This is a genomic window from Sphingobium sp. CCH11-B1, from assembly GCF_001556865.1.
Lineage (GTDB): Bacteria > Pseudomonadota > Alphaproteobacteria > Sphingomonadales > Sphingomonadaceae > Sphingobium.
The window spans coordinates 1-14612 of sequence record NZ_LSJY01000132.1; the positions used below are offsets into that span (position 1 = coordinate 1).

13 protein-coding genes are annotated in these 14612 nt (G+C 63.0%); 5 read left to right on the plus strand and 8 right to left on the minus strand.

Translation table 11 applies throughout. The features are described from left to right. Positions 1 to 63 precede the first annotated feature (63 nt). From trbG to AX724_RS13415, 3 genes are read left to right on the plus strand one after another with little or no spacing between them, the layout of a single operon-like run. On the plus strand, positions 64 to 1071 hold the full coding sequence (gene trbG / locus AX724_RS13405) for a P-type conjugative transfer protein TrbG (protein WP_066767320.1): 1008 nt from the start codon (positions 64 to 66) through the stop codon (positions 1069 to 1071). Next, positions 1068 to 2288 (plus strand): TrbI/VirB10 family protein, encoded by a 1221-nt coding sequence (locus AX724_RS13410; RefSeq protein WP_066767323.1) that lies wholly within the window; start codon positions 1068 to 1070, stop codon positions 2286 to 2288. Before trbG ends, AX724_RS13410 begins: the two co-directional genes overlap by 4 nt. After that, a complete protein-coding gene (locus tag AX724_RS13415; RefSeq protein WP_066767326.1) occupies positions 2285 to 2506 on the plus strand; it encodes a DUF2274 domain-containing protein in 222 nt (73 codons plus the stop codon). Before AX724_RS13410 ends, AX724_RS13415 begins: the two co-directional genes overlap by 4 nt. 5 nt (positions 2507 to 2511) lie before the next feature. Here the strand turns inward: AX724_RS13415 and AX724_RS13420 are convergent, their stop codons facing one another. The 4 genes from AX724_RS13420 to AX724_RS13435 all read right to left on the minus strand — a co-directional run bounded on the left by AX724_RS13420 (position 2512) and on the right by AX724_RS13435 (position 5907). Further along, positions 2512 to 2820: a hypothetical protein gene (locus AX724_RS13420; protein ID WP_066767328.1), complete on the minus strand. Its 309-nt coding sequence runs from the start codon at positions 2818 to 2820 to the stop codon at positions 2512 to 2514. Continuing rightward, positions 2817 to 3764: a LysR family transcriptional regulator gene (locus tag AX724_RS13425; RefSeq protein ID WP_066767330.1), complete on the minus strand. Its 948-nt coding sequence runs from the start codon at positions 3762 to 3764 to the stop codon at positions 2817 to 2819. The genes AX724_RS13420 and AX724_RS13425 overlap by 4 nt, the downstream gene beginning before the upstream one ends. A 152-nt stretch (positions 3765 to 3916) precedes the next feature. Beyond that, positions 3917 to 5251: an ATP-binding protein gene (locus AX724_RS13430; protein WP_066767333.1), complete on the minus strand. Its 1335-nt coding sequence runs from the start codon at positions 5249 to 5251 to the stop codon at positions 3917 to 3919. Then, positions 5248 to 5907: a winged helix-turn-helix domain-containing protein gene (locus tag AX724_RS13435; protein WP_066767335.1), complete on the minus strand. Its 660-nt coding sequence runs from the start codon at positions 5905 to 5907 to the stop codon at positions 5248 to 5250. The genes AX724_RS13430 and AX724_RS13435 overlap by 4 nt, the downstream gene beginning before the upstream one ends. 117 nt (positions 5908 to 6024) lie before the next feature. On the opposite strand from AX724_RS13435, the gene AX724_RS13440 reads away from it, so the two are divergent. Then, positions 6025 to 6801 carry a TlpA disulfide reductase family protein gene (locus AX724_RS13440; RefSeq protein ID WP_231736683.1) on the plus strand — a complete coding sequence of 259 codons (777 nt, stop codon included), beginning with the start codon at positions 6025 to 6027 and terminating at the stop codon, positions 6799 to 6801. After that, positions 6798 to 7484 carry a DsbA family protein gene (locus AX724_RS13445; protein ID WP_066767338.1) on the plus strand — a complete coding sequence of 229 codons (687 nt, stop codon included), beginning with the start codon at positions 6798 to 6800 and terminating at the stop codon, positions 7482 to 7484. The genes AX724_RS13440 and AX724_RS13445 overlap by 4 nt, the downstream gene beginning before the upstream one ends. A gap of 39 nt (positions 7485 to 7523) precedes the next feature. Here the strand turns inward: AX724_RS13445 and AX724_RS13450 are convergent, their stop codons facing one another. The 4 genes from AX724_RS13450 to metC all read right to left on the minus strand — a co-directional run bounded on the left by AX724_RS13450 (position 7524) and on the right by metC (position 14604). Continuing rightward, a complete protein-coding gene (locus tag AX724_RS13450) occupies positions 7524 to 8957 on the minus strand; it encodes an efflux transporter outer membrane subunit (RefSeq protein ID WP_066767340.1) in 1434 nt (477 codons plus the stop codon). Beyond that, entirely contained in the window at positions 8944 to 10107 is a 1164-nt protein-coding gene (locus tag AX724_RS13455) for an efflux RND transporter periplasmic adaptor subunit (protein ID WP_066767342.1), read from the minus strand. Before AX724_RS13455 ends, AX724_RS13450 begins: the two co-directional genes overlap by 14 nt. Continuing rightward, entirely contained in the window at positions 10100 to 13282 is a 3183-nt protein-coding gene (locus AX724_RS13460; protein ID WP_066767345.1) for an efflux RND transporter permease subunit, read from the minus strand. Before AX724_RS13460 ends, AX724_RS13455 begins: the two co-directional genes overlap by 8 nt. Positions 13283 to 13428: 146 nt before the next feature. Further along, entirely contained in the window at positions 13429 to 14604 is a 1176-nt protein-coding gene (metC, locus tag AX724_RS13465) for a cystathionine beta-lyase (RefSeq protein ID WP_066767349.1), read from the minus strand. Positions 14605 to 14612: the final 8 nt, after the last annotated feature.

Genomic DNA, 14612 nt, shown 5'->3' on the forward strand with positions numbered 1-14612 from the left:
CACAACCTTCAGCCGCAGTGAACCATCACTTGCTGCTGGACAATCATCATAGGAGCTGTCACAATGACGCCTTTCCGTCGCTCCGCTTCGGCGGTCCTGCTTGTCTCCGCAACCGCGCTCGCCGGATGCGCCACCACATCGGCAAAGCCGCCCGCTATCACCTATGACGATCCGCCCGCCGGGATCGCCGCGACACCCGCCCCCGAACCGCCGCGCGCCGTCGAGGTGGTGACGATTCCCGAACCGCTGCCGCTTCCCGGCCAATTGAAGCCGGTCGGGGGTAGCGCTTCACCGCCAGAGCCCGCCGATCCGCGCCGCCGTGTAGGCGCCGCCAATGCCGCCGCCCGTGTCCAGCCGACGCGCGACGGCTATGTGAACGCCATCCAGCAATATCCGTGGACCGAAGGCGCGCTTTATCAGGTCTATACAGCGCCGGGCCAGGTGACGGACATCGCGCTACAGGAAGGCGAGCAGCTTGTGGGCGCGGGTCCGGTCGCGGCCGGCGATACGGTCAGGTGGATCATCGGCGATACGGTGAGCGGCGCCGGCCCCGCGGCGCGCGTGCATATCCTCGTGAAGCCGACGCGGCCCGACATCGCCACCAACCTTGTCATCAACACCGACCGGCGCACCTATCATCTGGAATTGCGCGCGACGCCCTCGACCTACATGGCGTCGGTATCGTGGACCTACCCGCATGATGCCCTGATAGCCTTGCAGGGACGCAACGCCGCCGCCGCGAACGCCGCGCCGGTCGCTGCCGGTCTCGACCTCTCCGCGCTCAACTTCCGTTATCGGGTCGAGGGCGACCGCACGCCCTGGCGTCCGGCCCGCGCGTTCGACGATGGCAGGCAGGTCTTCATCGAGTTTCCTCACCAGATCTCGCAGGGCGAGATGCCGCCCCTGTTCGTGACGGGAGCGGCGGGCGATGCCGAGCTGGTCAACTACAGGGTGCAGGGCCGCTATATGGTGGTGGACCGTCTGTTTGCCGCCGCCGAACTGCGTCTGGGAGACCGCCGCGAGCAGCGCGTGCGGATCGTGCGCGATGATGGGCGGGAGCGCCGGCCGTGACCGATCCTGTCGATACACCCGCAACCGAACCCGCAGCACCGCAGCGTGCGCGATCCGATCCGGGCGCCTTTCAGCTTCGGGGCGATCCCCCCCGCGTCATGCGTCTCTCGCGCAAAACACTGGCTGCTCTCGGCATCGTCGCCGGGCTCGGCATTGGCGGTTCGCTCATCTATGCGTTGAAGCCGCCCGGCGAGAAGCAGGATAGGGAGCTTTACAGCACTGAGAGCCGCGCCACCGCCGATACCATCACATCGGGACCGAGCGACTATAGCCAGGCGCCGCGCCTTGGTCCGCCGCTTCCGGGCGACCTCGGCGGCCCGATCGTCTCGGCGCAGCAACGCGGCGAGGATGTGCCGGTGCCGCCGATCGGCGCGCAGCCGGACCCGCGCGCACAGGCCGAGGAAGCCGCCCGGCAGCGTGCGCAGCAGGAACGCGAGTCCGCGCGCATGAGCGGCGTGTTCCTCGGGGGAGGCGGCGGGAGGCCGGCGCCTATGCCTTCGCTTCCCGCGCTGCCGGGCATCGCCGCGGCCGATGCCGCTGCGCCGCAACCGGACCAGGCTCCGCAGAGCGATCAGGCCGCCAAGCGCGCCTTCATGGAGCAGGGCGCGAGCCTGCGCACGGTGAGCGCCGAGCGGCTTATCGCGCCGGCATCCCCCAATATCGTGCAGGCCGGCAGCATCATCCCGGCCGCGCTCATTACCGGCATCCGCTCTGACCTTCCCGGCCAGATCACCGCCCAGGTGACGGCCAATGTCTATGACAGCCCCACCGGGCGAATCCTGCTCATCCCGCAGGGCGCGCGGCTGATCGGCGAATATGACAGCGAAATCGCCGCAGGCCAGAATCGCGTGCTGCTCGCATGGGATCGGCTGATATTGCCGGACGGCCGCTCGATCGTCCTTGAGCGCCAGCCCGGCACTGATCCGGCCGGATTTGCGGGACTGCAAGACGGCGTGAACCAGCATTGGGGCAATCTGCTGCGCGCCGCCGCCATTTCGACCTTGCTTGGCGTCGGGGCCGAGCTGGGCGCGGACAGCGAGGACGATCTTACCCGCGCGTTGCGGCGAGGCTCGCAGGACACCATCAACCAGACCGGCCAGCAGATCGTCCGACGACAATTGAACGTCCAGCCGACGATCACCATCCGGCCGGGCCATCCGCTGCGGGTAGTGATTACGCGCGACCTTGTATTGGAACCGATCGGAGGTAGGCGATGACGAAATTGAAGCTGGGACCACTGGCCGACGATCGCCCCGTCAAGCTGTCCGTAGAGCTGTCCGCGCCCGTCCATCGCGACTTGCAAGCCTATGCCGCGGCGCTTGCGGCCGAAACCGGAGGAGCGCCAGTCCCGCCCGAAAAGCTGATCGCGCCGATGCTTGCCCGGTTTATGGAAACCGACCGGGCCTTTCGCCGGCATCGTGCGCAAGGGAATTGAGCGTTTCAGTTCCCCATGAAGCGGCGGAACCGATCCTTGCCCTCCGCTTCGATCACGGCCTGTTCGGCATTGGCGCATTCATCCCCGCGCACCGAGCCTTCCGCGCATTGCGCCCTGACCTGTCGCGCTTCATCGAGATGCGCCGCGAAATACTGTATGCCGCGCGGATCGGCCGGGGCGGCGATAGCTGGCGGTGGGCTCGCGACCACGACGGCTTGCTCGGCGGGCGCAACGATCGGGCGCACGACAAAGCCCGTCCCGAACCCGACGACCAGCGCGACCAGCACGATGATGATTGTCCTGCCTTGCATCATGACGGCTCCTTTCCCGGTTGTGGCGATGATAACGGCGGCCTCGAAATAGCTGGCTGAGAATAGCGGATCGCCACGAAATCCAGAAATCGGCGCAGGACCGGATTTTCATTATCCTCGCGCCAATAGCCCGAGAAGCCGATGCGGGCATGGCCGTTGGTTTCGTGGACTTCGCGGAAAATGACTCCCTCGACTTGAATGCCGAGCGCGGATTCAGCGACGATGGAAATATGGTTGCCAAGGGCGATGACGCTCAACACTGTGTCGCGTCTGACATCCTCGACGTCGATCTCCGGCATGTAACCGGGCGTCCCGAGCTTACCCAGGAGCATGTTGCGCGTCTCGAGGCCGGGATCTCGCTCGGTCAGCAGGAACCGCTCCCCGGTCAGATCGGGCCAGTAAATGCGTTCGCGGGTTGCGAGCGGGTGGCTTTCGGGCATCGCGACCAGAATGCGCTCGCTCCAGAAGGGCCGGGTTACAAGCCCTGGATATTGGGTTTCGCCAATCATGATCGCGATGTCGAGCAGCCCGCTTTCCAGTCCGGCGAGCAGCACATTGCGGTTACGCTCGAAGCCCCGCAATTTCACGTCGGGAAACCGCTCTCCAAACTCGCTCAGGGTTGCCCGCAAATTGCCGGCCGAGAATGAGGTATAAAAGCCGAAGGCCAGCCTGCCGGCTCCCCCTTCGCGGCTCGTGCGGACCCAATCGTTCAGCTCCTCCCAATCGGTCACGATCCGCTGGGCTGTCCGCAGATAGGTCTCTCCGTCGCGGGTAAGCGTCGCGCCGCGCGTCTTGCGGTCGAACAGCGTCATGCCCAGCCGTTTCTCGACATTGAGGATATGTCGGCTGAGCGTCGCTTGCTTGATGTTGAGATTGCGCGCTGCCCGGCTGAAGCTGCCAGCCTCGGCCGCCGCGATCAGATAGCGGAGTTGGCGCAGTTCAATCACAACGCAAATCGGAGCGTGCCATCTGACCGATCGGGCTGTTCGGAGAAGACAAGCGAATTTGCATGACGGCTGTAGTTCCGCGCGAACCTTAAGCGAAGCTTACTTGCTATCCGGAGCAAGCGCTGATGGTCAGAACTCTCAGCGATACTAACCTAATCGCTTTGCGTTATATGTGCAGGCTCGATACAAATTGTGGCAACAAGACCAGAGGGTTCCGCACAACGGAGGACCAAACGGCCGCCAACCGAGGCGATTGCTGCTTCGACTATCGAAAGCCCAAGCCCGCTGCCCGGAGCATCGGTGCCGTCACCACGCTCGAAACGCCGCCGGAGCCGATCCCTGTCTTTTGGCGCAATGCCGGGGCCAGCATCGGCGACGCGCAACTCCAGTTCACGATCCTTCGCGCATGAAATCCGCACGCTTCCCCCGGATGCGCCATGAAGGATCGCATTCTCAACCAGATTGCCGATAGCGAGCACCAACACTTCCGGCTCGATCGCGACCAGAAGATTGCGGCAAGTCGTCTCGATGTGGAGCGTTACGCCGTTCGTGCGTGCAAGCGGCTCATAGGTTTGGGCAATTTCATCAAGCACGATGCCAAGTTTGGCGCGGGGAGGGGGATCGCTGCGCACGCGCCCTTCCTCCCGCGCGAGGTCGAGAAGTTGGCGGACGAGGCGGCTTGTTCGATCCACCGAAAAGGTGATGCGTTCGAGGGCATGATCGCGCATCGCGCCATCGCTTGCCCGGCGTGCCACTTCGGCCTGGGTTTTGAGGCCCGCGAGCGGGGTCAGAAGTTCATGGGCCGCGTTCGCTACGAAATCCCGTTCCGCGCGGCGAGCGGCATCGAGGCGAGACAAGAGACCATCCATCGCGTTCACGACAGGAGCCAGCTCGTTTGGCGCATTGGTAATTCCGAGAGGGGAAAGCATGTCCGGCGAGCGCACCTCAATTGTCTGTGCCAGCTTGTCCAGCGGACGCAGGCCGCGCGAGATGCTGAGCCAGAAGAGAATGGCGAGGGCGATCAGCCCGACGATCGCAGGCAACAGCAATCCCATAATCATGCTGGAGATCAGCTTGTCGCGAACGATCAGATTGTCGCCGACCATGACGCGGATGCCGCGTTCGGGATCGACATGGGTATAGACACGCCAATGCGCGTCCCCGATCGCGCGTTCGGAAAAGCCGGGCTTACCGCTGGCGAGCGGTGTTTCGGGTGAGCCGCCTGAGTGGCTGAGAAGTTCACCGCGCAGCGACCAGATCTGGCAGGATAGTTGCCGGTCGTAGGGCGTGCGAGGCACGCTCTGAGCTATAGCTGAGGCGGGAACATTGAGCGCCGCGACCATTCGGGCCGCTTCCACCAGACGGCTATCCAGCACCTTTTCCACTTCGGCTCGCGTTGAAAATGATGTCCAAGCGGCCGCGCCGGACCACACGAGCATGGTGACGGCCGCGACCAGCGCGAACAAGCGAATACGCAGCGAGTTCATGGGCGGGCGATCCGATAGCCCTCGCCGCGCACCGTTTCGATCCAGTTACGGCCGAGCTTGGAGCGGAGCTTATGGATATGGACTTCGACCGCGTTGCTCTCGACTTCCTCCTGCCAGCCATAGATGCGATTTTCGAGCTGGGCGCGTGAAAGGATATGGCCCGGATGCGCGACGAGCGCCTGGAGGATTGCATATTCACGGCGGGAGAGAGGAATTTCCTGCCCTTCTAGCCGGACCTGGCGGAGCGCTTCATCGATCGTCAGTGTGCCCAGGACAATCTCGTTATGCGCGCGTCCGTTGGATCGGCGCAGCAGCACACGCAGACGGGCCGACAGCTCCGCAAGATCGAATGGCTTGCCAAGGTAATCATCTGCGCCGCCATCCAGTCCGTCGATGCGATCCGAAACGAGGTTGCGCGCCGTCAGCAGGAGAATTGGCGTCGTGATGCCCTCCGCTCTCCATTCGGCGAGCAGATCCAGCCCCGACCCATCGGGCAGACCGATATCGAGCACGATTGCAACATGATCGCCGCTGGCGATTCCAGCGCGCGCGTCCGCGCAGCTCGCGACGGCATCGACCTCAAATCCATCGAGGCCAAGCCCGGCGACCAGTCCGTCGCGCAGCACATCGTCATCCTCGATCACCAGTATTCGCATCGTTCCTTCCGATCAGGTGGCAAGCTTACCGCACACTTAAGGCGCGCGCTAAGCCTGTCTTAAGTTTGCCATCCAATCAGGGAAGCGATGGACGGCGTAATTCAGCTTGGCCCCTTGATGCTCGCGAGCGATCGGTTGTTCGCGGTCGTAGCGCTGTGGCTGTTTCTCAGCTTCGGCACCTGGATCGGCACGCGCACGAAAAGCCGTGCGGGACGTGCAGCATGGATCGCCGCCATTGTGGGCATCCTAGCTGCACGCCTCGCCTATGTCGTAGAGAATTTTACGGCGTTTGCGGTCGAACCCTGGACGGTCCTTGCATTCTGGCAGGGTGGATTCACTGTCTGGGCGGGCGTTGTCGCCGCGGCCGTCGTGGTCGCCTTGCTGCTTGGACGGCAGCGCGCGACGGGAGGGTTGCTTGCGTCGCTTGCCGCGCTGGGACTGGCGCATATGGGCATGACGCACTGGCTTGCACCGTCCGCCCGTCCGCTGCCTCAAGGCATAGTTCTGGCCCATATGGACGGTCAGCCATTGCCGCTCGACAGTTTGCGGGGGAAGCCGTTCGCGCTCAATCTCTGGGCGACCTGGTGCCCACCCTGTCGCCGCGAAATGCCGATGCTGATCGATGTGGCCAGCGGCTCAAAGGTGCCGATCCTGCTGGTGAACCAGCACGAAGGGCAAGCCGCGATCACCGCCTTTTTGAAACGCGAAAAGCTCGCGGGGTCGTCAATCGCTGTCGATCCCAGCGGTGTATTAGGCGAAGCCGTCGCCGCCCAGGCGTTCCCTACAACCCTTTTTGTCGATGCTGGTGGACAGATCCGCACGATCCATGCCGGTGAAATCTCGCGCGCCGCACTGATGGCCGCAATTCGTGATCTTGAAAGGAATCCGAGATGAAAAAATTACCGCTCATAGGTGGGATTGCCGCTATCGCGCTTGTCGCCGGCGTCGCTGCCGTGAGGGCGGGCGATGATGGCGCTCACGCGCAGTCGACAACGGGCACAGCGAATACGCAGACATCGGCCGAAGGGGAGCGTATCCGGCATGAGATCCAAAACGATCCGGTCGCGCCGACTGTCGCTCCGCAAGGTTACGACGTGACGATCGTGTTCTTCACGGATTACCAGTGTCCCTATTGCCGGAAAGTGCATCCCGTCCTTGAACAGTTGCTCAGCGAGGACAACAAGGTGAAGCTGGTCTATCGGGATTGGCCGATTTTCGGCGCGCCTTCTGTGGAAGCGGCGCGCGCGGCGATTGCCTCCAAATATCAAGGTAAGCATGCAGCGTTCAACGATGCTCTCATGCGCTCGCAGGGGAGACTCAGTTCGGAGTCCATCCGTGCGGCCGCCAATCAAGCCGGGGTCGATTGGGCCAGATTGCAGACGGATTTGGCTGAGCACCGCTCCGAGATCGATCAGACATTAGGCCGTTCGAGCAATTACGCGGCCATGATGGGCCTGTCTGGAACACCGGCCATGCTTGTCGGGAACTATCTTATTCCCGGCGCGGTCGACCTGCCCGCCATGCGCGAGGCGGTCGCAATGGCGCGTTCCCAAGGCCAGCAGCCGCAAGCGCAATAAGGGTTGAGGTGAAATCCCTGCAAGCCGCGTCCCAAACCGTCAAGGGAGGGCGGCTTGCAAGGGTGTGTCAGTCCCGCCACCGATCGCCCGCACCAGCGCAATCGCGGCCCTGCGCTGATCGACCGAGACCCTGATGTTGTCCTGTTGGGCTGCCAGCGATGCCGTCTGCGCGGTGGTGACTTCGAGATAATCGGCCGCCCCATCGCGATATCTGTCGAGTGCGAGATCTTCGGTCCGCTTTGCAGCGGTGGCCGCCTCCTGCTGCCGGATATTCTGGCGATAGAGAGCATCGATCCGCGCCAGGGCATCCTCCGTCTCTTGAAAGGCTCCGAGCACGGTGCCCCGGTAGTTGGCCGCCAGTTCCTCATATTGGGCTTTGCTGAGCGCCAAGCGGGCCTTGCGCCTTCCGCCGTCAAACAAGTTCAGCACCGCGCTTAGTGGTCCCAACCCCCAAAAGCTGGTCGGCGCACTGATAATCGGTGCGCCGGTCGCCTGATAGCCGCCGGTCAAGCCCAACGTGATATCCGGAAAGAAGGCGGCTCTTGCTACACCGATCCGGGCATTGGCGGCGGCAAGACGGCGCTGGGCCGCTGCGATATCGGGACGCCGCTGAAGCAGCTCGGCAGGTAATCCGCTGGGAAACGCCGGAAGGGCCGAAAGACGCTCTTGTGGCGGCACAGAGAATGTCGAGGGCATTTCGCCGATCAGGACGGCAAGTTGGTGTTCGACTTGCGCATGGTCGGCCTTGAGCGCTTCAGCGCGGGCGGCCACGCTGGAAAGCTGCGTCTGTGAGCGGCTGACATCGACGCCAGAGGCGATGCCACCATCATGGCGCGTAACGATGAGCTGGTGCGCGCGCTCATAGGCCGATACGGTCTGATCGAGCAGTTGCTGTTCCGCCTCGATACCGCGCAGCCGGATATAGAGATCCGCGACCATGGCCTGAAGGCTGAGGCGGGCCGAGCGCAGATTGGCAGCTTCGGCTTCCGCATCCTCTTGCGCCGCACGCACGGAATTGCGGACGCGGCCCCAGAGGTCGAGTTCGTAGGATAGGGAACCGCCTACGATAAACTGATTGGCCGTCACAGGATTGCCGGGGCCTATGGGGCGTCCCGCCGACAATCTCTCGCGCGAAGCCGAGCCCTGTGCGTTAAGGGTTGGATATTGCTGTCCTCCCGCCTCGCGCGCGTTGGCCAATGCCTGATCGTAGCGGGCAAGCGCGGCCGCAAGGGTAGGCGTCGTTGTATCCACCTTTACCATCAGCCCGTCGAGAACGGGATCGCCAAAAGCGTGCCACCAATCGCCGCGATCGAGTGCATCGGCAGGCGTCGCGGTCGTCCAGTCTGCGCCGTGATGGAATGACGCCGGGACCGCCATCTTCGGGAGTTCAGGGGGATCGACCGTCGCGCATCCAGCAAGGATGAAGGCGAGAGGGCTGAGGGCAAGGAAAGCCGGGAAACTAGCTTGTCGCATTGTTGGCCTTCGGCGTGTTTGCGCGGACCACGCGAACCTGTTCGCCTTGAACGAGGGAATCGGGCGGCGTCAGGACGATCCGGTCGCCTGCGGAAACGCCGGACAGGATTTCGATCGTCTTGCCCTGGTCCCTGCCAACTTGAACCGTGCGCAAGGAAACCCGGCCCCTGCCGTCGACAACAGCAACCCGCGCGCCATCCGATCCGAGGATCAATGTGCTGGCCGGAAGCTCGAAGGCCCCGGCAGCGCCCGATACGGGTATCCGGACATCGGCATAGGTGCCAGGGCGCAGGCGCCGAGCGCGATTGTCCACGAGAAATTCGACAAGCATCGTGCCCGAGCGCGGTTCAACGGCGTCAGCCATGCGAACCAGTGTCGCTTCGAATTGCTCGCCCGGCTGTCCCGGCAGCGAGAATTGCGCGCGGAGACCTTCGGAAAGACCATACATGGCCGTCTGCGGAACGCGAACATAGAGCCGCAAGCGACTGACATCGGCAATCGTGAACAGCGGTTCGCTCGCCGCGCTTCCGGCATTTACCAGCGCGCCGAGCTGCGCTGACCGATTTGTCACCACGCCGTCGAAGGGCGCCTTGAGCTGCGTGAACCCGCGCATGGCGCTCAGGCGGCCGACATTGGCCTGTGCAGCCCGCGCGCGCGCGTCAATCGAGGCAAATTGTCCGCGCTTTTCGTCGCGTTCCTGCCGCGACACCGCATCCTTCGCCAAAAGGCCCTCCCAGCGATCAGCGCTGATCCGGGCCAGATCGCGATCGGCCGCGGCGGTCTGGTAATCGGCCTGCGCCTGGGCAAGCTGCTGGTCGAGTTCGGGGGCTTCGAGGATAGCGAGCGTCTGACCGGCGCGCACCCTGTCGCCGATATCGGCACGCCAGGCCCTGACATAGCCGCTGACCCGCGCATTGATTTCGGCGCGGTTCCAGGCTTCGAGCGAGCCGGGCAGCACGATTTGCCCGGCCTGGGCAGGTTGAGGCTGCACAATGCTCACATTGGTCATGGCATTTTCTGCCGCTATGGCCGCCTGATCGTGTTCGGCGGCGCTGCGCGCCATCAGGCCGCCGCCGACGAGGGCGAGGACAAGGAAGGCACCAGCACCAGCATAATACCAGCGCCGCTTTCCGGAAGGTTGGTCAGACATGCTTGAGTTCCAGTTCCCGTGCAGGTGAGGCGGGCGCACCCTTGCGGTGCGCGAAGCTGAAGAGGGCGGGCACGAACACAAGAGTCGCGACCGTTGCGAAGATGAGGCCGCCGATGACGGCCCGGCCAAGCGGCGCATTCTGTTCCGCACCTTCGCCGATTCCGATCGCCATCGGCGCCATGCCGATGATGATGGCGAGCGCGGTCATGATGACAGGCCGGAAGCGGACGGTCGCGGCATCGAGCGCGGCCTGGATCGCATCGCCCGTTTCGGCGAGGCGTTCCCGCGCGAAGCTGACGACAAGGATGGAGTTGGCTGTTGCGACCCCCATGCACATGATCGCGCCGGTCAAGGCTGGCACGGAGATCGTCGTGCCGGTGAGGAACAGCATCCAGACAATGCCCGCAAAGGCTGCGGGCAGCGCGCCGATGATGACCAGCGGATCGACCCAGCTTTGGAAATTGACGACGATAATGAGATAGATGAGCGCGATCGCACCGATCAGGCCGAATGCGAGGCCCGAGAATGCCTGGTTCATCGTTTGATATTGTCCGGCAACGGTGACGGTAACGCCCTTGGGCTTTTCCTTCTCCAGTCCCGCAATGGCGCGCTGGACATCATTCACCACGGCTCCCAGATCACGCCCCTGTGCAGTCGCGTAGAGATTGACCATTGGCTGGATGTTGGCGCGGCTGACCACGGAATAGGTCGTATCGCGCGAGACCCGTCCCAGACCCCCCAGCGTTTGCGATTCGCCTCCCGTCGCCGATGAGATCGGCAGCGATTCCAGCGAGGCAAGCGTGTCCAGCCGCATTTCAGGAACCTGCGCGACCACCGGATAGGAGACGCCATTCTCCGGGTTCAGCCAGTAAACAGGCGCGGTCTGCTGGGTGCCAGCAAGCGCCGTGGCGACGTTGTTGGTGACGTCGCGCTGGGTGAGACCATATTGGGCAATGCGCGCGCGGTCGACATCGACGTTAATTTGCGGCGCGCGGGACGATTGCTGGATGCGCGCGTCGGCCAGACCGGGGATGGCACGAACGCGTTGCAACAGCTTCTTGGCATAGGCTTCGTTCGCGACGAGGTTGCGACCGCTCACCTGAATATCGATCGGCGCCGGAGAGCCAAAGTTCAGGATCTGGCTGGTGATATCGGCAGGGAGGAACGCGAAATCGATGCCGGGGAAGCTCTTGGGGAGTTCGCGGCGCAAATCCGCGACATAATCCTCTGTCGGTGCGTGGCCCCTCTGAAGCGTAATCATGATGTCGCCCTCATGGGGACCGACCGTGCCGGAGTTATTGTAGATGACATTGAGTGGCGCAGTCGAAAGGCCGATATTGGCCACCATCGATTTGATGTCCTTCGCAGGCACCAGCTCGCGCACCCGCTTTTGAATCTGGGAGAACATCGAGGCGCTATCTTCGAGCCGTGTGCCCACCGGCGCGCGAACATGCAGGGTGATTTGCCCGGCATCGACGCTGGGGAAGAAGTCGCGGCCGAGTGTCGGGATCAAAAGAAGCGAGGCGACCATCGCCGCCAGAAAGGCGGGCATGAAAATCTTGCGAACGCCAAGAATGCGAGAAAGGAAGCCGCCGAAACGATCCTTCTGCCGGTCGAACCAGGTCGAGAAACGATGCTGGAAACGCACCAGAGGGTTTGGCGATGCCGCGCGCTTCTCCTCATCCCCGTGGTGATGAGGGCGCAGCAGATACATTGCCATCGTCGGGATCAGGGTGCGCGAGAGGATGAAGGAAGCGATCATGGCGAAGATCACGGACAGCGCCATGGGAACGAAGAGATAGCCTGCGACGCCGGGCAGGAAGAACATCGGCACGAAAACGATGCAGATGCAGGTGACGGCGACAAAGGCGGGCGTGACGATCTGGACGGCGCCGTCCATGATCGACTTGAGCACCGGCTTTCCCTTCTCAAGATGCCAGTTGATATTCTCGATCGTGACGGTGGCGTCGTCCACGAGGATGCCGATCGCAAGGGCGAGGCCGCCCAGCGTCATGATGTTGAGGGTCTGTCCGGTCGCGCCGAGTGCGAACAACGCGCCAAGGATCGCCAATGGAATGGTAGTGACGATGATGATCGTCGATCGCCATGAGCCGAGGAACATGAGGATCATCAACGAGGTCAGCACGGCCGCAAGCACGCCTTCATAGGCGACGCCGGACACGGCCGCCTTCACCAGCACGGATTGGTCGCCGATCAGCTCGACTTTCAGACTATCGGGTAAACCTTCCGTGATCGCCGGGAGGCGCTTTCGGATCGTATCGACGATGGTGAGGGTGGAGGCCGCACCGCTCTTGAGCGTAGTCATCAGCGCCGAACGCTGTCCGTCCACTTGCACGATGTTGGTCTGGGGCGGAGCACCATCACGCACCTGGGCAATGTCGCGCATGAAGATGGTCGCGCCGTCGACGACCTTGATCGGCAGGTTGTTGAGCTGTTCGACCGATCCCGGCGCGTTGTTGAGGCGAACATTATATTGCAGTCCGCCGATCTTGGCGAAACCCGCGGGCGTGATCTGGGTCTGTGCGGCAATCGCGGCAGCGACGTCGCCGGCGGACAACCCTTTGGAGCGCAATGCTTCGGGATTGACGTCGATCTGGATCTGCCGCTGTTTGCCGCCGAAGGGGAAAGGCATGGCAACACCCGGCACGGTCACGAGTTGCGGGCGGATCTGGTTGGCGCCGAGATCATAAAGCTGCTGCTCGCTCAGTCCCTCACCCGCAAGCGCAACCTGCACGATGGGAACGGTCGAAGCGTCATAGTTGACGATCACCGGAGGCGTCGTGCCTGGCGGCAACTGGCGGAGCATCGTTTGGGAGATCGACGTGACCTGTGCCGTGGCGGTGCGGATATCGGCGCCGGGCTGGAAATAGACGCGCACGACCGCGATGCCGTTGAGCGATTGGCTCTCGATCCGGTCGATGTCGTTGACCGTGGTGGTCAGCACGCGCTCGAAGGGATTGACGATGCGCCCGGCCATGTCCTCGGGCGACAGGCCGTTATAGGTCCAGGCGGCAGCGATGACCGGGACGCCGATGCGCGGGAAGATATCGACGGGCATCCGCAGCACGGAGAGCAGGCCGAGGCCGAAGATCAGGATGGCCATGACGATGAAAGTCAGCGGCCGCGTCAATGCGACCCGCACCAGTGCGATCATCGGCCGGTGCTCCCCAAGGGGCTGTAAGTGCAAAGCATTGATAATTCCTCCCGAACTTCGGGGGGAAAACAATTCCTAGCTTAAGGCTGTCTTATCGGGGGCAGGATTTTCCACGGAAGCGAAAAGTCCACGGGGAATGCGGGCGCTTAAGTGCCTTCCTTGGCACGGTTAAGGCGGGCAAAGCCGCGCGAAAGATCAGCAATCAGATCATCCGGCTTTTCCAGCCCGATATGCAGGCGAACAAGCTGACCTGGCTCTTCCCATGTGGTGGCCGAGCGTAAAGAGCGCGGGTCGATGGTCATAACCAGGCTCTCGAAGCCTCCCCAGCTATAGCCGATGCGAAACAGATCGAGGCCATCTATCATCGCCGCGACGGCTTCGGGGGGAGCCGCGCGGGTGACGAACGACAGCAACCCGGTTGCGCCTCTGAAATCGCGGCTCCAGAGATCGTGACCCGGATGAGAGGGAAGTGCAGGATAAAGGACGCGGGCGACGTCCGGTTGCGTTTCGAGCCAGCGCGCCACGGCAAGGGCATTGTCCTGATGGCGTGCAAGCCGGACATCGAGCGTGCGCAAGCCCCGCAGCGCAAGTGCAACGTCATCTGGCCCTACGAACTGACCAAGCTGAAAATGCATGTCGCGCACCTTGTCCCAGGCGCGTTGACCGCAGGCTATTGTGCCGAGCATCGCATCGGAATGACCGACGATATATTTTGTAGCGGCCATGATCGAGATATCGACGCCGAGCGCGAGGGGTTTCAGAAACAGCGGGGTTGCCCAGCTATTGTCCATGAGAACGAGCGCATTCCGGGCATGAGCGGCGGCGGCGATCGCCGGAATATCCTGAATCTCGAACGTGTGCGATCCGGGCGATTCGGTGAACACCGCCTTCGTATGGGGCTTGATGAGATCGGCAATGCCCTCTCCGACGAGAGGATCGTAATAGGTCGTCTCGATACCCATGCGCCGTCCCGCTGTATCGCAGAAATGACGCACTGGCCCATAGACGCTATCCGGCACCAGCAGATGGTCGCCTGAGCCGCAAACCGCGAGTATGGCGGTAGTGCAGGCGGCAAGTCCCGAAGGGCACAAAACCGTGCCTTCGGCGCTTTCCAGTGTGTTGAGCGCTTCGCACAGCGCGTCGGACGTGGGATTGCCCCAACGGCCATAGCGATAGCGTTGCGTGCCTTGCGCCATCGCATCGACGCTGGGAAAGGCGACTGTCGAACCGCGATAGACTGCCGGATTGACGAAGCCATGATGCGCTTCAGGATCGATTCCGGCATGGGCGAGCAACGTGGTGTCGCTGATTACTTTGTGCATGAGGATTG